Origin of the sequence: Streptomyces sp. NPDC007189, assembly GCF_040703635.1 — a bacterium.
GTDB lineage: Bacteria > Actinomycetota > Actinomycetes > Streptomycetales > Streptomycetaceae > Streptomyces.
In genome coordinates, this window is the sequence record NZ_JBEYEY010000018.1 from 130,180 (window position 1) to 150,354 (window position 20,175).

Below are 20,175 nucleotides of genomic sequence, written 5' to 3' on the forward strand. Positions count from 1 at the left end.
GCTACCGCGCAGCGCGAGGTAAGAGCCGTATCCGGCTCCCGTCACACTTCTGTCACAGCTTCCCGGTCCTCGATTCCCCCGAACTCGGTCACACGTACGGGGGTTTCCGGATGGCCCGCTGCGGTTATCGGACAGAATTCACGCATGCCCGAGCGGCCCGCCGAATTGTCCCGCGGAAAGCTGGGCGACCGTGCCGCGGACGGGTCTGCGGGTGCGATTACCCGCGCAATCCGGCAGTGATGCCAGGGCACCTGACGCGGCATAGGAATTTTCACGGATTCAGCACATCTGCGCATGCGCCGCCTGTCGGAGCGGGTGACCCCGGAGCGTCCTGGCGCATCCGTACCGAGACCGTAGGGGCGACGGCAGGACCCGTGCGCGGCGGCAGGCGGGCCGGCCGGGCGGTGGTCGACTGGCTCACCACCACCGACCACAAGAAGATCGGGCACCTGTATCTGCTCACGCCGTTCGGCTTCTTCCTGGCCCCGGCGTTCGACCTGCACCACCCGGAGTACGCGCAGAAGGCGCGGGAGTCGCGGTCCGGGCCAGAGCCGCGTCGAGCCGGTCCCGGATCCGCCTGATCTCCTCGGTCAGTGCGGCGGGCTCGATCACCTCGAAGGGGAAGCCGGTCATCATGATGTGGATGACCATCACCTCGAGGTTCGGCGCCCCGCTGCGCAGGACGCAGGCGTCCTCCCCGTCCGGCTCCAGCACCCCGGCGGACGGCGAGATCCGCTCGGCGGCCTCGTGCAGCGGCACCAGCAGCCGTACGGCGGAGTGCGCGGCGTACGCGCGCGTGGAGACGCCCTTCGAGACATAGGCGGCCAGGTCCTCGGCGGGCGGCTCGCGCGGGGTGAAGCGGGGCCCGTGCGGCGGTTTGGGGGTGATGCGGTCGACGCGGAAGGTCCGCCAGTCCGCCCGGTCGACGTCCCAGGCGACCAGATACCAGCGCCGCTCGGTGCACACCAGCCGGTGCGGTTCAACGGTACGGCGGCTGTCGGCGCCGTCGTGGGTGCGGTACTCGAAGCGCAGCCGCTCGGCGTCCCGGCACAGATGCGCGAGTTCGGTGAGCAGCGCCGGGTCGACGGCGGCGGCCGGCGGGCCGCCGCGCAGCATCGGCACGGTGAAGGCGTTCAGGGCGCTCACCCGGCGGCGCAACCGGCCGGGCAGCACCTGCTCCAGCTTGGCGAGGGCGCGTACGGAGGTCTCGCCGATGCCCTCGATGCCCTGTCCGGCGGCGGTGCGCAGGCCCACGGCCACGGCGACGGCCTCGTCGTCGTCCAGCAGCAGCGGCGGGAGTTCGGCGCCCGCGCCCAGCTGGTAGCCGCCGCCGGTGCCGGGGGTGGCGTTGACCGGGTAGCCCAGCTCGCGCAGCCGGTCCACGTCCCGGCGGACGGTGCGCGCGGTGACGCCGAGGCGTTCGGCGAGCGCGGCGCCGGACCACTCGCGGTGGGCCTGGAGGAGCGAGAGCAGGCGCAGCAGACGTGCCGAGGTGTCCAACATGCGGCCGAGTCTGTCAGGGAACGCGGACAGCCGCTGTCCTCGAGGAGCAGCGGCTGTTCTGCGCGGGTGCCCGTCGGTCAGAGCGCGAGGCGCTGGCCGGGCACGATCAGATCGGGGTCGTCGCCGATGACCTTCTTGTTGGCGGCGTAGATCCGCTGCCAGGTGGTGCCGTGCCGGGCGGCGATGACGCTCAGGGTGTCGCCCTCGCGGACGGTGTAGTCACCCGTGCCGCGGGACTCACTGCGGTTGGTGTGGCCGGCCGGGCGCTTCGGCGTCTTCGCGGGGGCGGACTTCGTCGTCACGCCCTTCGAGGCCGCCGTACCCGTGGCGCCGGTGTGGGCCGCCGCGGGAGCCGCGCCGGACGCTCCTGCGCGGGCCGAGCAGACCGGCCAGGCGCCCCAGCCCTGGGCCTGCTGGACCTTGGTGGCGACGGCGATCTGCGCGCTCCTGGAGGCCTGGTCGGCCGTCGGGGCGTAGGCGGTGCCGCCGTACGCGCGCCAGGTGCCGGCGGAGAACTGGAGCCCGCCGTAGTAGCCGTTGCCGGTGTTGATGTGCCAGTTGCCGCCGCTCTCGCACTGGGCGATGCGGTCCCACACTCCGTTGTCCGCCGCGGCGGCGTTGCCGGTGGCGGCGAGCAGTCCCAGCGGGGCGAGCAGCGCGGCTCCGGCCAGCGCGGCGGTCGTACGGCCCTTGCGGGCGCCCTCGGGACGGGCGGTACTGCGGGTGGTATCGGCACACTCGGACATGTAATTCCCTCTCCACGAACCCGGGCTCCCCCGGGCGGAGCACGCCTCGCCGCGCAGGACCGCGGTTCCTCGTGCCCGCCCCGTCCGCGTGACCGGTGCCGGCGATGGTGCGGTGCCGGTGCCGGGCGTCGGACGTACCCGAGCGGTGCTCGTTGCACACGGCGGAGGAATGTAGGGAGGACGAGCCGCCGGAATCAACCAACGCCCCGTCATTCGAGGCCAGTTGCCCGTTACCGCCGGTATCGTCGATTTTCAGCCACCCACTACATTCCCTGATTTCCTGATTTTTCGACCAACGGTCGTGGCGATCTGTGACCCACTTCACCACTCCAAGTTCCTTGACACAGCGACGAGTTGACCGTGAGTAGCGGATTTTGGAGTTCCGGTGACCGTGTGCGCCGGTTGGTTCGAACAGGTCGCCCGTGGGGCGTGACTCCCACCACAGGACGTCCGTTGTCTTCTTCATGAGCCCGGAACCCCGGGACTCAGCGGCCGGGAGCCACCCGGCCGACCCAGCACCACATCCCGAGGGAGCCACCGTGCCGCGCATGCTCGACGTCAGCGACGCCGTACGCGCCGAGATCGGCGACGAAGAAGCCGACCGGCTGCTCGCCGGAGAGAACGCCCCGGGCAGTTACGACTGCACGTCCTGCCGCACCCCGGGCGACTCCGAGCAGGAGCGCACCAGCACCGTTCTGTTCGTCGGCGACGAGACCGCCGTCCTCGCCTTCGCCCACGCCAGCTGCCTGCCCTCCCAGGTCGTCCAGGTCACCGAGGAGCAGTTGCAGGGCGCCGTCCGCTCCATCGGCGGCGTCCCCGACGGCGCGGGCTCCGCCGCCGCGGCCGAGCCGCAGCGGGCCGTGCCCGAGCAGGCGGTGCTCGGCGTGACCAGCGGACTCGTCCTGATCGAGGGCGAGTTGCACCCCGCGCTCGTCGTCGAGCCGACCTCCCCGATCGTCAGGCCGGGCTCCACCGGGCCCGGTGACGAGTTCCTCGCGCTGCTCATCGAGCAGGGGTTCATGCCGGTGACCGGGCTGGCGTCCGTGCCTCCGGTGCTGCACGGCTGGTCGGTGCTGCTCGCCGTCGGACAGCTGCACGCGGTGCTGCAGCCCTCGGCGCACGGGGGCCGGCCGGTCGCCTGGTGGCAGGCGCACCAGCCGCTGCAGGTGACGGACAGCTGGCGGGCCGCGGCCAACAAGCACCAGCAGGTGCTGCTGTTCGCGGCGCCGGTGGGGTCGATCGGGCGCCAGCCGCGGGAGGACCTGCTGCGGGAGTCCCTCGACAAGGCGGCGGCGAACGGAAAGCTGGTCGCGGCGGCGCTGCCTCTCGCGGGCACGTGAGTCCGTCCGCCCGAAAGTAACAGAACCGCATCTCTTCGGGGCTCCGCTCGTTTGGACATACGTGCACGCATACGACACCTCCCCGCCCCGCCGGTCCGCCTTCGTCTCTGTTCCCTCCGCCCGGTTGGCGCAGGACGGGGGTGGTGGAGGCTCGGCCACGCCGATCTACGACTCGCTCTACGCCGAGTGGGTCAAGAGCTTCCGCACGCTGCCGGGCGACCGCAGCGGGGAGGAGGGGCTGCGGTTCTGCCCCTTCGGGCACCTCCCGGACCGCACGGGGGGCTACGGCGGGCACCGGGCGGGCTCGTTCAGCAGCTCGTACAGCGCCTACAGCGCGGGGGCGTACAGCGCGCGGCAGCAGTCGCAGTGGCAGCGGGTCGGCACGCTGGGGCGGCAGCAGGACACCGGGATGCACCACGTCCCGGCGGCGCTGCCGCCGGGACCGCGCCGGGGCGCGTGACCGGCATACGGCGTGAAGGGCGGCCCCTGGAGGACCAGGCGCCGCCCTTCACGTCGTACCGGCGTCACTTCTTCTTCGCGCCGCGCTTCTCGCGCACCCGCACCGAGATGTGGATCGGGGTGCCCTCGAAGCCGAACTCCTCGCGCAGGCGGCGCTCGATGAAGCGCCGGTAGCCCGCCTCGATGAAGCCGGAGGCGAACAGGACGAACCGCGGGGGCTTGGTGCCGGCCTGGGTGCCGAACAGGATGCGCGGCTGCTTGCCGCCCCGGATCGGGTGCGGGTGGGCGGAGACCAGCTCGCCGAGGAAGGCGTTGAGCCGGCCGGTGGGGACGCGGGTCTCCCAGCCGGCGAGGGCGGTCTCGATCGCCGGGACCAGCTTCTCCATGTGCCGGCCGGTGCGCGCCGAGACGTTCACCCGCGGGGCCCAGGCGACCTGGCCCAGCTCGGTCTCGATCTCCCGCTCCAGGTAGTAGCGGCGCTCCTCGTCGAGGGTGTCCCACTTGTTGTAGGCGATGACCAGCGCGCGGCCCGCCTCGACGGCCATGGTGATGATCCGCTGGTCCTGCACGGAGATGTTCTCGGAGGCGTCGATCAGGACGACCGCGACCTCGGCCTTCTCCACGGCGGCGGCCGTGCGCAGCGAGGCGTAGTAGTCGGCGCCCTGCTGGAGGTGGACGCGCTTGCGGATGCCGGCGGTGTCCACGAACTTCCAGGTCGTGCCGCCGAGTTCGATGATCTCGTCGACCGGGTCGCGGGTGGTGCCCGCCAGTTCGTTGACGACGACGCGCTCCTCGCCGGCCACCTTGTTCAGCAGCGAGGACTTGCCGACGTTCGGGCGGCCGATCAGGGCGATGCGGCGCGGGCCGCCGATGCCGGCGCCGCCGAAGGTCTCGCGCGGCGCGTCCGGCAGCACCTCCAGGACGGCGTCGAGCATGTCGCCGGTGCCGCGGCCGTGCAGCGCGGAGACGGGGTGCGGCTCGCCGAGGCCGAGGCTCCACAGGTAGGCCGCGTCGGCCTCGCCGCTCGGCCCGTCGACCTTGTTGGCGCACAGCACGACCGGCTTGCCGGCCTTGCGCAGCAGCCGGACGACCGCTTCGTCGGTGTCGGTCGCGCCGACCTTGGCGTCCACGACGAAGACGACCGCGTCGGCGGCCTCGATCGCGTACTCGGCCTGCGCGGCCACGGAGGCGTCGATGCCGAGGACGTCCTGCTCCCAGCCGCCGGTGTCGACGACCTTGAAGCGGCGGCCGGCCCACTCGGCCTCGTAGGTGACGCGGTCGCGGGTGACGCCCGGCCGGTCCTCGACGACCGCCTCGCGGCGGCCGATGATCCGGTTGACCAGGGTCGACTTGCCGACATTGGGGCGGCCGACGACGGCGAGCACGGGCAGCGGGCCGTGGCCCGCCGCCTCGATGGCGCCCTCGACGTCCTCGATGTCGAAGCCCTCTTCCGCGGCGAGCTCCATGAACTCCGCGTACTCGGCGTCGCCGAGAGCCCCGTGGTCGTACTCGTGCTCAGCCGAGTCGCCGGGCTGGATGTCGTCGTTCATGAAGTCCGTACCTCGTCGTTCATTCGTGGTGATCGGTGGAAAAGCCCCGCATGGGCTGATCCACTACTCAAGTGTCGCCCCGGCGCCCGGTGAGGCGCCTGGCGTTTTCCAGGTGGCTGGTGAGCTGCTTCTGGATGCGCTCGGTCGCCTCGTCCAGCGCCCGGCGCGTACGCCGCCCGCTGCCGTCGCCCGCGTCGAAGGGGTCGCCGAAGACGACGTCGATGCGGGAGCGCAGCGGGGGCAGCGCCTTTATCAACCGTCCGGGCCGCTCCGCGCTTCCCAGGACCGCGATGGGCACGATCGGCGCCCCGCTGCGGACCGCGAAGTAGGCCAGCCCGGCGCGCAGCGAGGCGAAGTCGCCCTCGCCCCGGGTGCCCTCCGGGAAGATGCCCAGCACTCCGCCGTTCTCCAGCACACCGAGCGCCTGGCTGACCGCGGCCCGGTCGGCGGACGAGCGGTCCACCTTCAGCTGGCCGATGCCGGTCAGGAAGGGGTCCAGGGGGCCGACGAACGCCTCCTTCTTGATCAGGAAGTGCGTCGGCCGGGGCGCCACGCCCATGACCATGGGGCCGTCGATGTTGTGGGAGTGGTTGACGGCGAAGATCACCGGGCCGGTGGCGGGCACCTTCCAGGCGCCGAGCACCCGCGGCCGGAACAGCCCGTGCATCAGGCCGACGCCGATGCGCCGCCCGACCTCGGCGCCCCTGACGGAAGGCAGGCTCACTTCCCGGCCCGCTTCTCCTCGACCAGGGTGACGACGCACTCGATGACCTGGGCGAGGGTGAGCTCGGTGGTGTCCACCTCGACCGCGTCGTCGGCCTTGGCGAGGGGCGAGGTCTTGCGGGAGGAGTCGGCCGCGTCCCGCTTGATCAGCGCCTCGCGGGTGGCGTGCAGGTCGGCGCCCTTCAGCTCGCCGCTGCGGCGGGCCGCGCGGGCCTCCGGGGAGGCGGTGAGGAAGATCTTCAGGTCGGCGTCCGGCAGGACCGTCGTACCGATGTCACGGCCCTCGACCACGATGCCCCGCGCGGTGCCGGCGGCGATCGAGCGCTGCAGCTCGGTGATCCGGGAGCGCACCTCGGGCACCGCGCTGACCGCGCTGACCTTGGAGGTGACCTCCTGGGTGCGGATCGGGCCGGCCACGTCCACGCCGTCGACCGTGATGGTCGGGTGCGCCGGGTCGGTGCCGGAGACGATCTCCGGCTTGCCCGCGACGGCGGCGATGGCGGACGGGTCCTCCAGGTCGATGCCGTTGTTCACCATCCACCAGGTGATCGCCCGGTACTGGGCGCCGGTGTCCAGGTAGCTCAGGCCGAGCTGCGCGGCGACGGCCTTCGACGTGCTCGACTTGCCCGTGCCGGAGGGACCGTCGATCGCGACGATCACGGGCTTGGCGGACGGGGCGGCGCCGTTTTCCACGGAGGGACACCTTCCTGGTGCGGTGCGGGCGGGTGCGAGGGGGCGAGAGCGCCCTGCACAAGGTTACTGGGTACGGGTCACTCGTCCGGACGCGTGCGCCCGCGTCACCGGCCGCCCTACTGGCGCAGCGCCCAGCCCCGCTCCCGCAGCGCCTCCGTGAGCACCGGCGCCGCCTTCGGCTCGACCATGAGCTGCACCAGACCCGCCTGCTGTCCGGTGGCGTGCTCGATCCGCACGTCCTCGATGTTGACCCCGGCCCGTCCCGCGTCGGCGAAGATGCGGGCCAGCTGGCCGGGCTGGTCGTCGATGAGGACGGCGACGGTCTCGTACACGCGCGGCGCGGACCCGTGCTTGCCGGGTACCCGCACCTGGCCCGCGTTCCCGCGGCGCAGCACGTCCTCGATGCCGGCGCTGCCCTCGCGCCGCTTGGCCTCGTCGGAGGACTGCAGGGCGCGCAGGGCCTCGACGGTCTCCCCGAGGTCGGCGGCGACGTCGGAGAGCAGGTCGGCGACCGGGCCAGGGTTCGCTGAGAGGATGTCGATCCACATGCGCGGGTCGGAGGCGGCGATCCGGGTCACGTCCCGGATGCCCTGCCCGCACAGCCGTACGGCGGCCTCCTCGGCGTGCTCCAGGCGGGCCGCGACCATGCTGGACACCAGGTGGGGCATGTGGGAGACGAGGGCGACGGCGCGGTCGTGGGCGTCGGCGTCCATGACGACCGGCACCGCCCGGCAGTGGGAGACCAGCTCCAGGGCGAGGTTCAGCACCTCGGTGTCGGTGTCCCGGGTCGGGGTGAGCACCCACGGGCGGCCCTCGAAGAGGTCGGCGGTCGCGGCCAGCGGGCCGGACTTCTCCCGCCCGGACATGGGATGGGTGCCGATGTACGCCGACAGGTCGAGGCCGAGCGCCTCCAGCTCGCGGCGCGGGCCGCCCTTGACGCTGGCCACGTCGGCGTAGCCGCGGGCCACTCCCCGGCGCAGGGCGTCGGCGAGGACGCCGGCCACATGGGCGGGCGGGGCGGCCACGATCGCCAGGTCGACCGGGCCCCCGGGCGCCTCGTCGGTGCCGGCGCCCAGCGCCGCGGCCGTACGGGCCTGCTCGGGGTCGTGGTCGGCGAGGTGGACGGTGACCCCGCGCTGCGTCAGGGCCAGGGCGGCGGAGGTGCCGATCAGGCCGGTGCCGATGACGAGGGCGGTTCTCACTGGGCGATGTCCTTGCGCAGGGCGGCCGCGGCGCCCAGGTAGACGTGGTTGATCTCGGCGCGGGGCCGGTCCGACTCGATGTGCGCGAGGAGGCGTACGACGCGGGGCATGGCGCCCTCGATGTCCAGTTCCTGGGCGCAGATCAGGGGGACGTCGACGATGCCGAGCTTGCGGGCGGCGGCCGCCGGGAAGTCGCTGTGCAGGTCGGGGGTGGCCGTGAACCAGATGCTGATCAGGTCGTCGGTGCTCAGCCCGTTCCGCTCCAGGACGGCGGTGATCAGGGCGCCGACCTGCTCGTCCATGTGCCCGGCCTCGTCCCGTTCGAGCTGGACGGCCCCCCGGACCGCTCGTACCGCCACGGCGCTGCTCCCTGCTGACATGCGGATCTGTTCCTGGTCCGTTAAGCGTAGTCAGCCCGCGCGCCCGAGATGCGCGGCGCCCGATCGCTGAGACGATGCAGGCAGACCTTTGTATGGACTTCTTCATATATCGACAGATGTACGGAGGCGGCAGTGACCGAGGACGTGAGGCGGCGCACGGTTCTGGTGACCGGTGCGGCGGTGGCGCTCGCCGTGCCCGTCGCGGCATGCGGCAGCAACAAGAGCGGTGGCGCCAGCACCAGCACCACGGAGAGCGGCAGCGGCGTCAAGAGCGGCGGGGATCTGGGCAAGACCAGTGACATCCCGGAGGGCGGCGGCAAGGTCTTCAAGGACCAGAAGGTGGTCGTCACCCAGCCGGAGAAGGGCGACTTCAGGGCCTTCTCGGCGATCTGCACCCACCAGGGCTGCACGGTGAACAGGGTCGCGGGCGGCACGATCGACTGCCCCTGCCACGGCAGCAGGTTCCGCATCGCCGACGGCTCGGTGGCGCACGGCCCGGCGACCCGGCCACTGCCTCCCAAGTCGATCAAGGTGCAGGGAAATTCGATCAAACTGACCTGAGGGAGCGTCGTACGCTCCGGGCATGCAGCCCGAGACCCTGGTACGCGACCACACCGTCTACGCCTGTGTCATGGGGTCCCGGGCCTTCGGTCTGGCGACGGACACGAGCGACACCGACCGGCGGGGTGTGTTCCTCGCCCCCACCGCCCTGTTCTGGCGGTTCGAGAAGCCGCCGACGAATGTGGAGGGGCCGGGCGAGGAGCAGTTCTCCTGGGAGCTGGAGCGGTTCTGCGAACTGGCGCTGCGCGGCAACCCGAACATCCTGGAGTGCCTGCACTCCCCGCTGGTGGAGCACATGGACGACACCGGCCGGGAACTGCTGTCCCTGCGCGGCGCCTTCCTCTCCCGCCGGGCCCACGACACGTTCACCCGGTATGCCCTCGGCCAGCGCAGGAAGCTGGACGCCGACGTCCGCGCCACGGGCGCCCCGCGCTGGAAGCACGCCATGCATCTGCTGCGCCTGCTGATGAGCGCCCGCGACCTGCTGCGCACCGGCGAGCTGCGGATCGACGTCGGCGACCAGCGCGAGCCGCTGCTCGCGGTGAAGCGGGGCGAGGTCTCCTGGGCCGGGGTGGAGGCGTGGATGGCCCGGCTGGGCGCGGAGACGGAGCAGGCCCTGCGCCGCAGCCCCCTTGCGCCCGAGCCGGACGAGGCGCGCGTGGCCGACTTCCTGTTCCGCACCCGCCGGGCCTCGGCGCTCCGGCCGGCCCCGCCGGTGCTCTAGGCGTACGGCGGACACCCCCCGGCGCCGCGCGGTCAGCTCTCCAGCCGGACCCGGACCACGAAGTCGTGCAGGGCGTCGTGGGCGCTGGGCGCGTCGGGCAGGGCGGAGGCGGCCTGCGCCTCGTCGAGCACGGCGTGCAGGCGCTCCACGTCGGCCTCCACGCGCGCGTGGTCGACGTCGGCGGTCCCGTGCTCACGTGCGCGCTTGGCGGCTATCAGCTCGGGCACGTACGCGGGAGCGCCGACGGTGTCCAGCAGGGTGGGCAGATGGGCCTGCACCTCGCCGCTGCGCATGAGGTGGATGCCGGTGAGCAGCACCCGGAACGTGTAGAGCAGCGGCTTGAGTTCACCGGTCTTCTCGAACAGCCGCCACTGGGTCACCGCGAACCCGCGGTAGTGGTGGGCGTGGTGGCTGGTGAGGACGCCGGGGGCGAGCGCGGCCAGCTCCCGGTGGGCCTCACCGGTGTGCACGACCAGCGGCGAGAGCAGCTGCTCCAGCACATAGCCGTTGCGGCGGAGCAGCAGCCGTACGAACTTGCGCAGGTCGTGGGTGACGAGGTCCAGTTCGACGCCGTAGCGCACCCAGGCCCGGGAGCGGGTCTCCTCCGGCTCGCGCAGCCCGACGAGGTCGGCCGCCGGGAGCAGATGGACGCCGCGCAGGTCCACGTCCGAGTCCTGCGAGGGGAAGCCGTACAGATGGGCTCCGGAGACGGTCGCGAACAGCAGGGGGTCGGGCTGTTCCGCGACCACGGTCCTCAGGTCGATGTCGAGGTCGTCGATCATGGGCCTAAGCGTCCCAGAGCGCTCCCAGTGCCGACAGGCCGCCCCGGTACTCGATCCGCTCGGCCCAGTCGGCGGGCCAGGCCTCGGCGCCCAGCCAGGCGCCCGCGAAGGCGCCGGTGAGGCAGGCGATGGAGTCGGAGTCGCCGGAGGAGCAGGCGGCGCGGCGCAGCGCGGTGACGGGCTCGTCGGGGAAGAGCAGGAAGCACAGCAGCCCGGTGGCGAGGGCCTCCTCGGCGATCCATCCGGCGCCGGTGGCCAGGCACGGGTCGGTCTCCGGGGAGACGGTGCGCACGGCCTGTTGGAGCCGGTCGAGGACGGCCAGGCACTCGTCCCAGCCGCGCGCGGCGAAGTGCTCGGGGGTGGGGTCCTGGGAGCGGGTCCACAGGTCGCCGAGCCAGGTGTGGTCGTAGAAGGTGCGGTGGTCGAGGGCGTAGGAGCGCAGCCGTCCGACGAGCCCGGCCGGGTCGGTTCCCTGGGCGAGCAGGTGGACGGCGTGGGCGGTGAGGTCGGAGGCGGCCAGCGCGGTGGGGTGGCCGTGGGTGAGCGCGGACTGCAACTGGGCGGCGCCGGAGCGCTGTTCGTCGCTCAGGCCGGGGGCGAGCCCGATCGGGGCGACGCGCATGTTGGCGCCGCAGCCCTTGGAGCCGATCCGGCTGGCGTCCTGCCAGGCCATGCCCTCGTCCGCCAGCAGGCCGCACGCGGTCAGGCAGGTGTTGCCCGGCGCCCGGTTGTTCTCCGGCGACCGGTACCAGTCCACGAACTCCTCGCGCAGGGGCGGCTCCAGACGCTCCGGCGTGAGGGGCCCGCGCTCCATGGCCGTGCGCAGGGCTCGCCCGAGGGCGAGGGTCATCTGGGTGTCGTCGGACACGAAGGCCTTCCCGGGCAGCTCCATCTGCCGCCAGGGCCCGCACTTGGCGAGGATCGAGGGCACGTCGTTGAACTCGGTCGGGAAGCCGAGGGCGTCCCCGAGGGCGAGGCCGATGAGTGCTCCGGGCGCCGGCTGCTTGGGCATATGCGCCATCCCCCTTTATCGTCACCATGACAATAAAGGGGGATGGCGATCACGGCAAGGCGCTTTAGAGGTCGACTTCCTTCATCAGCATCCCGACCTCGGTGTTGGACAGGCGCCGCAGCCAGCCCGACTTCTGGTCGCCGAGGGTGATCGGGCCGAAGGCGGTGCGCACCAGCTTGTCCACCGGGAAGCCGGCCTCCGCCAGCATGCGCCGCACGATGTGCTTGCGGCCCTCGTGCAGGGTCACCTCGACCAGGTAGTTCTTGCCGGTCTGCTCCACGACCCGGAAGTGGTCCGCGCGCGCGTACCCGTCCTCCAGCTGGATGCCGTCCTTCAGGCGCTTGCCGAGGTCCCGCGGGATCGGGCCGACGATGTGCGCGAGATAGGTCTTCCTCACGCCGTACCTGGGGTGGGTGAGCCGGTGCGCCAGCTCGCCGTGGTTGGTGAGCAGGATGACGCCCTCGGTCTCGGTGTCCAGCCGGCCGACGTGGAAGAGCCGCGTCTCGCGGTTGGTGACGTAGTCACCGAGGCACTGGCGGCCCTCCGGGTCCTCCATGGTGGAGACGACGCCGGCGGGCTTGTTCAGCGAGAAGAACTGGTACGACTGCGTGGCGACCGTCAGGCCGTCGACCTTGATCTCGTCCTTCTCGGGGTCCACCCGGCGGCCCTGCTCCAGCACGATCTCGCCGTTGACCTCGACCCGCGCCTGCTCGATCAGCTCCTCGCAGGCCCGCCGCGAGCCGTAGCCGGCCCGGGCGAGGACCTTCTGCAGCCGCTCGCCCTCCTGCTCGGCGCCGGGGAAGGTCTTGGGCAGCTTGACGTCCTCCTTGCCGGCGTACCGCTGCCGGTTGCGCTCCTCGACCTGCGCCTCGTACTCGCGCGGGCGCGCCGGGGCCGTACGGCCGGGCTGCTGGGGCTTCTTCGGGCCGCCCTTGGGGCCGCCGCGGGCCGCGCCGCCGCGCCCGGCCTTGGGGCCGTCCTTGGTGGCGCCGGGGCCCACGTCGTAGCGGCGCTCCTCGGGGCGGGGCTTGCGGGGACGGCCCTGCCCCTGCCGCTCGTCCCGGTTGTTGCCGGCGCCGCGGTAGTTACCGCGTCCGCCACTCTTGCCGCTGCCGCTGCTTCGCATCAAAGTTCCGTCTTAGTCGTCTGCGTCCTCTGCACCGGGCGCGTCGGGCGCGTCCGGGTCGAACGACGGAACTCCTTCCTGGGTCTCGGCCTCGATCGCCTCCGCCTCCGGGAGGAAGGGCGCGAGCTCCGGAAGCTCGTCCAGGCCGCGCAGGCCCATCCGCTCCAGGAAGTAGTTCGTCGTCCTGTACAGGATCGCACCTGTTTCGGGTTCCGTGCCCGCCTCCTCGACCAGACCCCGCTGCAGGAGGGTGCGCATGACACCGTCGCAGTTCACTCCGCGCACCGCGGAGACCCGGCTGCGGCTGACCGGCTGGCGGTAGGCCACCACTGCGAGGGTCTCCAGCGCGGCCTGGGTGAGCCGGGCGGTCTGGCCGTCCAGGACGAGCCGCTCGACGGCGGGCGCGTACTCGGCGCGGGTGTAGAAGCGCCAGCCGCCCGCGACGAACCGCAGCTCGAAGCCGCGGCCCTGCACGGTGTACTCGTCGGCCAGCTCCCGCAGCGCGTCCGCGACCTGCCGTCTCGGCCGCTCCAGCAGCCTGGCCAGGTGCTCCTCGGTCGCGGGCTCGTCCACGACCATGAGCATCGCCTCCAGGGCGGGCTTGAGGCCGAGATCGGCGACGCCGCGCAGCCCCGGGGGCAGCTCGGTGGTCTCGCTCATGCCTTCTTCTCCTCCTCGGGCCGCTCGGGCGGGCGGTCGAACTCGTCGGTGACCATAGGCGCCGTGTCGGCGTCGCCGCCGGTCCAGCGCACGAGCAGCTCCCCGAGCGCGGCCTCCTGCTCCAGGGCGACGGCCTTCTCGCGGTACAGCTCCAGCAGGGCGAGGAACCGGGCCACGACGGTCAGGGTGTCCTCGGTGTCCTCGATCAGCGCCCGGAAGCTGGCCTCGCCCAGCTCCTTCAGCCGGGCCATCACGATCCCGGCCTGCTCCTGCACGCTGACCAGCGGAGCGTGGATGTGGTCGACGTACATCTGCGGCTTCGGCCTGGGCTGCATCGCCTTGACCGCGAGCCTGGCGAACCCCTCGGGGCCGATGCTGATGACCACCTCGGGCAGCAGCTCGGCGTGGTGCGGTTCCAGGCCGACGGTACGGGGCCACCGGCGGGCCTCGTCGTCGAGACGGGCGTTGAAGATGTCCGCGATCTGCTTGTACGCCCGGTACTGCAGCAGTCGCGCGAACAGCAGGTCCCGCGCCTCCAGCAGCGCCAGGTCGGCCTCGTCCTCCACCTCGGCGGCGGGCAGCAGCCGGGCCGCCTTGAGGTCGAGGAGGGTGGCGGCGACGACGAGGAACTCGGTCGTCTGGTCCAGGTCCCAGTCGGGTCCCATGGCCCGGATGTGCGCCATGAACTCGTCGGTGACCTTGGAGAGGGCGACTTCGGTGACGTCCAGCTTGTGCTTGGAGATCAGCTGCAGGAGCAGGTCGAAGGGGCCCTCGAAGTTCGACAGGCGGACCTTGAAGACACCGTCGGCAGGGGGTTCCGCGGGGGCTTCGGGTGCGGCCGGCTCCGCGGACTCCCGACCGGCGGCGACGGGCGACGGCCCGGTCTCGCTGGGGGACGCCTGTGCCGGCATCGCCGGCCGCGCGAGTTCACTCCCCGGATCCGGCGCCGGCTCGGCCGGCTGCTGCTCGGACCCGGTCCACCGATCCGATGCGGCCCCGGCGGCCGGCCCTCGCTCGGCACGCCGCTCGGCCTCGCCACCGGCCCGCGGGGCGCGTTCCTCTTCGGTCTTCGGCCCCTGCCCCAGCGACACGGCCGGCTTCGACTCGGGCTCCGTGACCGGCGGGCTTTCCCCGGCCGGACCGGCCGACGCCGTGGATGCCGCGGCCGATGCGGGGCCGTTCTCGGCCGGTTCCGCCCGCGAAGCCCCCGGCCCCCTGCCCAGCGCACGCCGACGACCGGCCGGTGCGCCGGGATCGGGATGGTCGTTCGAGGTCATGGCCCCCGCAGGCTACCCCTACCGCCCGCGCAGCCGCCGTACGAGGATGCTCGCGTCCCCGCGGGACTCCAGGTCGGCCAGGACCACGGCCACCGCCTCGCGGACGATCCGCCCGCGGTCGACGGCGAGACCGTGCTCGCCGCGGAGCACCAGACGCGCGTGCTCCAGGTCCATCAGCTCCTCGGCCGACACATAGACCGTGATCTTCTCGTCGTGCCGTTCGCGCCCGCTGGGCCGCCGTGCCGCCGCCCGCCCGCGCTTGCGCGGCTGCGCGGTGGCGGAGGGCGCGCCGGAGGCTTCCTGCGCCGTCTGCCGGCGCGCCGGGCGGGTGCGGGACTCGCCGGTCCCGTCCTGCTCGGCCTCCGCCGCGACGTGCTCGGCGCCCTCGCCGTCACCGCCCTGGACCGGCACCGACTGCGGCGCGTCCTCGCCGGCGGCCACGTCGTCGCTCTCCCCCGCCGGCGCCGGCACCCGGGCCTCACCGCCCGCCGCCCGCCGGGGAGTCGACGGCTGAAGCGCCATCCCTCCTGTCGTACGGAAGAGTTCGTCGGCCCCGGGCAGACTCACTCGGCGTGACACCGGGCGAGCACCTCCCTGGCGAGCTGGCGGTAGGCGGCGGCACCGACGGAGTTGGAGGCGTAGGTGGTGATCGGCTCACCGGCGACCGTGGTCTCCGGGAAGCGGACCGTGCGGCCGATGACCGTGTGGTAGACGTGGTCGTCGAACGCCTCGACCACACGCGCCAGGACCTCACGGCTGTGCACCGTGCGCGAGTCGTACATCGTGGCGAGGATGCCGTCCAGTTCCAGCTCGGGGTTGAGCCGCTCCTGGACCTTCTCGATGGTCTCGGTCAGCAGGGCCACACCGCGCAGGGCGAAGAACTCGCACTCCAGCGGCACGATCACCTTGTGAGCGGCCGTCAGGGCGTTGACGGTCAGCAGGCCGAGCGAGGGCTGGCAGTCGATCACGATGTAGTCGTAGTCGGGCATCAGCGGCTTCAGGGCGCGCTGCAGCGTCGACTCGCGGGCGACCTCGGAGACCAGCTGGACCTCGGCCGCCGACAGGTCGATGTTGGAGGGCAGCAGGTCCATGTTGGGGACCGCCGTCTTCAGCAGGACCTCGTCGGCGGACATGCCCCGCTCCATGAGCAGGTTGTAGACCGTCAGGTCGAGTTCCATGGGGTTGACGCCGAGACCCACCGACAGCGCGCCCTGCGGGTCGAAGTCCACGAGCAGCACGCGCCGGCCGTACTCCGCGAGCGCGGCGCCCAGGTTGATGGTCGACGTCGTCTTGCCGACGCCGCCCTTCTGGTTGCACATCGCGATGATCTTCGCGGGGCCGTGGTCGGTCAGCGGGCCCGGGATCGGGAAGTACGGCAGCGGGCGTCCGGTCGGACCGATGCGCTCACGGCGCTGGCGGGCCGCGTCGGGCGCGAGCGTGGCCGCGTACTCGGGATCGGGCTCGTACTCGGCGTCGGGGTCGTAGAAGTGCCCCTCGGGCAGTTCGTCGTAGTCGGCGAAGTGGTTGTGGGGCGCGCCACTTCCGTCGCCGGCCATGGCGTTCACGTGATGGCCATCCATGCTCTGGTGTGCTGTCCGGGCGGTCTGCGGTCCCGGACTCTGGTGGGCTGCGAAGGTGCGCACAGCTACGGAGCCGACAGCCTCGAATCCCGCGGGGCCCCGGCCCCGTGCAGGCATTCCTGGTTGACCACCCCCGGGAGAAAATGTCGACTCATTCACAAGTCGTCTTACCTCCTTGGTGACCAGGAAACTTCTAGACAAGGTCAGCGTGGCACCATGCCGACGGTTGGCGACTCTATGGCGTGTCGGCGGTCCGCAGCAACACAATCCGCCGGACCCGGCAGGATGTGTCGGCAATGAAACATCTCGCTGTCAAGGGCGTACGGCCGTCGCACAGCAGGTTTCACCGGTGTACGAATCGGTCGAAGGGTTGCGTTCGAGGCGAGTTGACCGAGAGTCGCAAAGTGACCATACACACATCCGGCCGGACCTTGTCGGGCAAGGTCCGGCCGGGTGCGCGCTGTTGACGAGCCGTGTTGACGAATCGCCTTTTATGACCTGACGACTTGGCGACTTGGCAGGTCAAGGGGTCAGCCGAGCAGGGTCTCCAGCTCCACGTGCTCCAGGCCGTGCGCCTCCGCGACCTCCTTGTAAACGACCTTGCCGTCATGGGTGTTGAGACCCTTGGCGAGCGCGGCGTCGCGGCGCAGCGCCTCCACCCAGCCGTTGTTGGCGAGGGAGACGATGTACGGCAGCGTCGCGTTGGTGAGGGCGTTGGTGGAGGTGTTGGGCACCGCGCCGGGCATGTTGGCGACGCAGTAGAAGACCGAGTTGTGCACCCGGAAGGTCGGCTCGGCGTGGGTCGTCGGGTGGGAGTCCTCGAAGCAGCCGCCCTGGTCGATCGCGATGTCGACAAGGACACTTCCGGGCTTCATGCGGGCCACCAGCTCGTTGGTGACCAGCTTCGGGGCCTTGGCGCCCGGGATGAGGACCGCGCCGATGACCAGGTCGGCGTCGAGGACGGCCTTCTCCAGCTCGAAGGAGTTGGACATGATCGCCTTGACCTTCGTGCCGAAGATCTTGTCGGCCTCGCGCAGCTTGTTGATGTCGCGGTCGAGCAGGGTCACGTCGAAGCCCATGCCGACGGCGACCTGGGTGGCGTTCCAGCCGGAGACGCCGCCGCCGATGACGACGGCCTTGGCCGGGGTCACACCCGGGACACCGCCGGGCAGCACGCCGCGGCCGCCGGCCGCGCGCATCAGGTGGTAAGCGCCGACCTGCGGGGCCAGGCGGCCCGCGACCTCGGACATCGGGGCGAGCAGCGGCAGCGCGCGGTTCGGCAGCTCGACGGTCTCGTAGGCGATGGCGGTGGTGCCGGACTCGATGAGCGCGTCCGTGCACTCCTTGGAGGCGGCCAGGTGCAGGTAGGTGAAGAGGATCTGGTCCTTGCGGAGGCGGTGGTACTCCTCCGCGATGGGCTCCTTGACCTTCAGCAGCAGGTCGGCGGTGGCCCACACCTCGTCGGCGGTGTCGAGGATGGCGGCACCGGCGGAGGCGTACTCCTCGTCCGTGATCGACGAACCGAGGCCGGCGCCCCGCTCGACGACGACCTGGTGCCCGTTGCGCACCAGCTCGTGCACACCGGCGGGGGTGATGGCCACCCGGAACTCGTTGTTCTTGACCTCGCGGGGGATGCCGACCTTCACGTCGATCACGGTCCTTGGCTCAGAGGGTATGGGGGTGCTTTACAGACGTACCCAGACATGCGGGGGCATACCGGGAGACACCGCAGGAACGTGCGGCAGAGCCAGTTTAATGAAGGTGTTCCGGCTGTCTAGCCTTTCATTGCATTAATCTTGGCTGGATGCACTACGGATTTCGCAGGCGTTAGCGTCCTGTTCCGCCCCTGTCTCGTCCTCCGGGGCCTCCTCGGCCAGCATGCGCTCGGCCGCCACGCGGTGCAGACGGGCGGCCGTGGGGTCGCCGAGGTGCTCGAGGGTGTCGGCGAGCCGGAGCTGCAGCGCGGCGTGCAGCCTCAGGTCGTCGGCGCGCCGGGCGCACTCCACCGCCTCGTGGCAGGTGCGCAGCGCCTCCTCGGGCCGCCCCGCGTGCTCCTGCACCCGGGCCAGCTCGCTCAACGCCCGCACGTGGGCGGCCAGATCGCCGCTCCTGCGGTAGCCGGCGACGGCGGCCCGCCAGTTCCTGAGGGCCTCGCCGTGGCGGCCCGCCTGCGCGTGAGCGGTGGCGATGCGGCCGTAGAGCCGGGCGGCCTGCTCGTCTTCGCCGCGGGCCAGCCGCTCGGCCAGCGCCCGGCCGAACCAGTCGGCGGCCCGGTCGTGGTCGCCCAGCTCCTGGTAGGCGGCACCTACGGATTCCATTGCGCGGCCGGTCGCATACGGGTCATGTGCTCTGCGTCCGGCGTCCAGAGCCGACCGATATCGTGCCAGCGCCTCGCGGGTACGGCCGCTCCGCGCGTCCACGTCGCCCAGGTTCAGCAGGGCCGCCGCCTGCTCCCGGGCCAGTCCCTGCCGCTCGGCGACGTCGAGGACGAGGCCGTGCACGTCGTACAGGTCGGCGGCCGCGGCCTGGGTGCCCTCGTGCGCCACCATGGCCCTGACCAGCTGGGACATCAGCCGCCTTGCGAGGTTGTCCAGCTCTCCGTCGGCCACCGCGAGCCGCGCGGACGCCAGCAGCGCGGGGCGCCGGACGCGCAGCCAGTCGGCGGCGGCCCTGGGGTTCGGGAAGCGCACCTCGCGGGGCATCGCGTTGAGCTTCTCCCGGGCCTGCGGGCTGTCCGTCTCGGTGATCGCCCGGCAGGCCTGCAGCAGCCGTACCGTCCGCTCCAGCATCCTTGCGCGGGCCAGCTGCAGTTCCGCGGGCCGCTCCTGGGCCTCGGCGCGGGCGCGCAGCAGCGGGTGCAGCCAGCCGGGGACGTCGTACTGGGGCAGCGGGCAGTCCACCGTGCGCAGCAGGCCGAGGGCGACGAAGTCGTCCAGGGCGGCGCGGGCGGCGTCGACCGAGCAGCCGGCGAGGGCGGAGGCGGTGTGCGGGTCGACGAGGCCGGCCGGGGCGAGACAGAGCAGGCGCAGTATCCGGGCCGCCGGGGCGGGCAGGTCGGCGTGGACGTGCCGGAAGAGGCGGGCCGGCGGGGCGGCGTCCGTGCCGTCGTCGGTGTTCAGCCGTTTGGCGAGGTCGGAGAGGGCGGCCTGGGGCCGGGCGGCGAGCCAGCCGCCGGCCAGCACGAGGGCGGCGGGATGGCCCTGGCAGGCCTCGGCCAGGCTCTCTGCGGACCTCGGGTCCACCGTGATGCGCACGCCGCCGGCGTAGCGGGTGAGGAGTTCCACCGCCGACTTGGTGTCCAGGCCGCCCAGGGTGCAGGGGCGCACGTCGGCGATGCCGGTGAGCGGGCCGGAGGAGACGGCCACCACGAGGCAGTCGGGGGCCTCGGGGAGCAGCGCGTCGACCTGCTCGGCGCCGGCCGCGTCGTCCAGGAGCAGTACGGCGCGCCGATCGGCGAGGGCGGTGCGCAGCGCCTCGGTCAGCTCGTCCTCGGCGGCGCCGGCGGGGGCCGGCAGCTCGAGCGCGGTGAGCAGGTCACGGGCGGCGCGCCCGAGCGGGACGGGGGTGCCGTCGGGCTCGCTGAGCCGGGCCCGCAGCACCCCGTCGGGGTAACGGTGTGCGACCTGACGGACGAGTTCCTCGGCGAGGGCGGTGCGGCCGGAGCCGGGGCGGCCCGCGATCAGCAGCACGCGCGCGCGTGGCGCCTTGCGGCCGGAGAGGGTGTCGAGCCCGGCGCGCTCGATGTCGGCGCGCAGCTCCTTCAACTCCCGTACGCGGCCCAGGAAATGGTCGTGCGTGCCGCCCTGCGCCGAGAGTCGTGCGCCGCCTGTGTCCACCGCCTGATCCGTCACGGGCCA

Annotated in this window: 20 protein-coding genes; 4 read left to right on the forward strand and 16 right to left on the reverse strand. The window is 72.3% G+C overall.

From position 1 onward, the window contains the following. Positions 1 to 459 precede the first annotated feature (459 nt). The gene (locus tag AB0950_RS31750; RefSeq protein WP_360158901.1) at positions 460 to 1,503 is read right to left on the reverse strand and encodes a YafY family protein; all 1,044 of its coding nucleotides are present in this window, start codon (positions 1,501 to 1,503) and stop codon (positions 460 to 462) included. A gap of 77 nt (positions 1,504 to 1,580) precedes the next feature. Beyond that, positions 1,581 to 2,249 carry a transglycosylase family protein gene (locus AB0950_RS31755; RefSeq protein ID WP_360158898.1) on the reverse strand — a complete coding sequence of 223 codons (669 nt, stop codon included), beginning with the start codon at positions 2,247 to 2,249 and terminating at the stop codon, positions 1,581 to 1,583. 539 nt (positions 2,250 to 2,788) lie between these two features. Here AB0950_RS31755 and AB0950_RS31760 point away from each other — a divergent pair. Together AB0950_RS31760 and AB0950_RS31765 are read left to right on the forward strand one after the other, a co-directional pair. Next, a complete protein-coding gene (locus AB0950_RS31760; protein WP_360158895.1) occupies positions 2,789 to 3,589 on the forward strand; it encodes a hypothetical protein in 801 nt (266 codons plus the stop codon). A gap of 61 nt (positions 3,590 to 3,650) precedes the next feature. Next, positions 3,651 to 4,049 carry a hypothetical protein gene (locus tag AB0950_RS31765; RefSeq protein ID WP_360158892.1) on the forward strand — a complete coding sequence of 133 codons (399 nt, stop codon included), beginning with the start codon at positions 3,651 to 3,653 and terminating at the stop codon, positions 4,047 to 4,049. 64 nt (positions 4,050 to 4,113) lie between these two features. On the opposite strand, the gene der is transcribed toward AB0950_RS31765, so the two are convergent. The 5 genes from der to aroH all read right to left on the reverse strand — a co-directional run bounded on the left by der (position 4,114) and on the right by aroH (position 8,575). Next, complete coding sequence (gene der, locus AB0950_RS31770) at positions 4,114 to 5,598, reverse strand: ribosome biogenesis GTPase Der (RefSeq protein ID WP_366779953.1); 1,485 nt, start codon at positions 5,596 to 5,598, stop codon at positions 4,114 to 4,116. A gap of 67 nt (positions 5,599 to 5,665) precedes the next feature. Next, positions 5,666 to 6,265, reverse strand: a complete 600-nt coding sequence (locus AB0950_RS31775) for a lysophospholipid acyltransferase family protein (RefSeq protein WP_366779964.1) — start codon at positions 6,263 to 6,265, stop codon at positions 5,666 to 5,668. A 53-nt stretch (positions 6,266 to 6,318) separates the two neighbouring features. Then, the gene (gene cmk / locus AB0950_RS31780) at positions 6,319 to 7,014 is read right to left on the reverse strand and encodes a (d)CMP kinase (RefSeq protein ID WP_360158886.1); all 696 of its coding nucleotides are present in this window, start codon (positions 7,012 to 7,014) and stop codon (positions 6,319 to 6,321) included. A 116-nt stretch (positions 7,015 to 7,130) separates the two neighbouring features. Continuing rightward, entirely contained in the window at positions 7,131 to 8,216 is a 1,086-nt protein-coding gene (locus tag AB0950_RS31785; RefSeq protein ID WP_360158883.1) for a prephenate dehydrogenase, read from the reverse strand. Further along, positions 8,213 to 8,575, reverse strand: a complete 363-nt coding sequence (aroH, locus tag AB0950_RS31790; protein ID WP_360158880.1) for a chorismate mutase — start codon at positions 8,573 to 8,575, stop codon at positions 8,213 to 8,215. Before aroH ends, AB0950_RS31785 begins: the two co-directional genes overlap by 4 nt. 153 nt (positions 8,576 to 8,728) lie before the next feature. On the opposite strand from aroH, the gene AB0950_RS31795 reads away from it, so the two are divergent. Both AB0950_RS31795 and AB0950_RS31800 read left to right on the forward strand, forming a co-directional pair. After that, the gene (locus AB0950_RS31795) at positions 8,729 to 9,157 is read left to right on the forward strand and encodes a Rieske (2Fe-2S) protein (RefSeq protein ID WP_360576089.1); all 429 of its coding nucleotides are present in this window, start codon (positions 8,729 to 8,731) and stop codon (positions 9,155 to 9,157) included. 22 nt (positions 9,158 to 9,179) lie between these two features. Beyond that, positions 9,180 to 9,881 (forward strand): nucleotidyltransferase domain-containing protein, encoded by a 702-nt coding sequence (locus AB0950_RS31800; protein WP_360576087.1) that lies wholly within the window; start codon positions 9,180 to 9,182, stop codon positions 9,879 to 9,881. Positions 9,882 to 9,913: 32 nt separating this feature from the next. Here AB0950_RS31800 and AB0950_RS31805 read toward each other — a convergent pair whose 3' ends face one another. The 9 genes from AB0950_RS31805 to AB0950_RS31845 form a co-directional block, all read right to left on the reverse strand. After that, on the reverse strand, positions 9,914 to 10,663 hold the full coding sequence (locus tag AB0950_RS31805) for a nucleotidyltransferase domain-containing protein (RefSeq protein WP_360576085.1): 750 nt from the start codon (positions 10,661 to 10,663) through the stop codon (positions 9,914 to 9,916). Between the two features lie 4 nt (positions 10,664 to 10,667). After that, positions 10,668 to 11,675, reverse strand: a complete 1,008-nt coding sequence (locus AB0950_RS31810) for an ADP-ribosylglycohydrolase family protein (protein WP_366779954.1) — start codon at positions 11,673 to 11,675, stop codon at positions 10,668 to 10,670. 64 nt (positions 11,676 to 11,739) lie between these two features. After that, positions 11,740 to 12,801 carry a pseudouridine synthase gene (locus AB0950_RS31815; RefSeq protein WP_360158865.1) on the reverse strand — a complete coding sequence of 354 codons (1,062 nt, stop codon included), beginning with the start codon at positions 12,799 to 12,801 and terminating at the stop codon, positions 11,740 to 11,742. 12 nt (positions 12,802 to 12,813) lie between these two features. Continuing rightward, complete coding sequence (gene scpB / locus AB0950_RS31820; protein WP_360158862.1) at positions 12,814 to 13,461, reverse strand: SMC-Scp complex subunit ScpB; 648 nt, start codon at positions 13,459 to 13,461, stop codon at positions 12,814 to 12,816. Next, positions 13,458 to 14,738, reverse strand: coding sequence for a segregation/condensation protein A (locus tag AB0950_RS31825; protein ID WP_366779955.1), 1,281 nt, complete (start codon positions 14,736 to 14,738; stop codon positions 13,458 to 13,460). The genes scpB and AB0950_RS31825 overlap by 4 nt, the downstream gene beginning before the upstream one ends. An 18-nt stretch (positions 14,739 to 14,756) precedes the next feature. Further along, a complete protein-coding gene (locus AB0950_RS31830) occupies positions 14,757 to 15,317 on the reverse strand; it encodes a hypothetical protein (RefSeq protein WP_360576079.1) in 561 nt (186 codons plus the stop codon). Continuing rightward, positions 15,302 to 16,435, reverse strand: coding sequence for a ParA family protein (locus tag AB0950_RS31835; RefSeq protein ID WP_360158853.1), 1,134 nt, complete (start codon positions 16,433 to 16,435; stop codon positions 15,302 to 15,304). Before AB0950_RS31835 ends, AB0950_RS31830 begins: the two co-directional genes overlap by 16 nt. A gap of 413 nt (positions 16,436 to 16,848) precedes the next feature. After that, on the reverse strand, positions 16,849 to 17,964 hold the full coding sequence (ald, locus tag AB0950_RS31840; RefSeq protein WP_360159231.1) for an alanine dehydrogenase: 1,116 nt from the start codon (positions 17,962 to 17,964) through the stop codon (positions 16,849 to 16,851). A 144-nt stretch (positions 17,965 to 18,108) separates the two neighbouring features. Continuing rightward, positions 18,109 to 20,169 (reverse strand): tetratricopeptide repeat protein, encoded by a 2,061-nt coding sequence (locus AB0950_RS31845; RefSeq protein WP_366779956.1) that lies wholly within the window; start codon positions 20,167 to 20,169, stop codon positions 18,109 to 18,111. Between the last annotated feature and the right edge of the window lie 6 nt (positions 20,170 to 20,175).

Coding starts and splice junctions, on each gene's coding strand:
- AB0950_RS31750 (WP_360158901.1), bottom strand. CDS start 1,503: ATGTTGGACACCTCGGCACGTCTGCTGCGCCTGCTCTCGCTCCTCCAG.
- AB0950_RS31755 (WP_360158898.1), bottom strand. CDS start 2,249: ATGTCCGAGTGTGCCGATACCACCCGCAGTACCGCCCGTCCCGAGGGC.
- der (WP_366779953.1), bottom strand. CDS start 5,598: ATGAACGACGACATCCAGCCCGGCGACTCGGCTGAGCACGAGTACGAC.
- AB0950_RS31775 (WP_366779964.1), bottom strand. CDS start 6,265: ATGCACGGGCTGTTCCGGCCGCGGGTGCTCGGCGCCTGGAAGGTGCCC.
- AB0950_RS31800 (WP_360576087.1), top strand. CDS start 9,180: ATGCAGCCCGAGACCCTGGTACGCGACCACACCGTCTACGCCTGTGTC.
- AB0950_RS31805 (WP_360576085.1), bottom strand. CDS start 10,663: ATGATCGACGACCTCGACATCGACCTGAGGACCGTGGTCGCGGAACAG.
- AB0950_RS31810 (WP_366779954.1), bottom strand. CDS start 11,675: ATGCCCAAGCAGCCGGCGCCCGGAGCACTCATCGGCCTCGCCCTCGGG.
- AB0950_RS31815 (WP_360158865.1), bottom strand. CDS start 12,801: ATGCGAAGCAGCGGCAGCGGCAAGAGTGGCGGACGCGGTAACTACCGC.
- scpB (WP_360158862.1), bottom strand. CDS start 13,461: ATGAGCGAGACCACCGAGCTGCCCCCGGGGCTGCGCGGCGTCGCCGAT.
- AB0950_RS31825 (WP_366779955.1), bottom strand. CDS start 14,738: ATGACCTCGAACGACCATCCCGATCCCGGCGCACCGGCCGGTCGTCGG.
- AB0950_RS31835 (WP_360158853.1), bottom strand. CDS start 16,435: ATGCCTGCACGGGGCCGGGGCCCCGCGGGATTCGAGGCTGTCGGCTCC.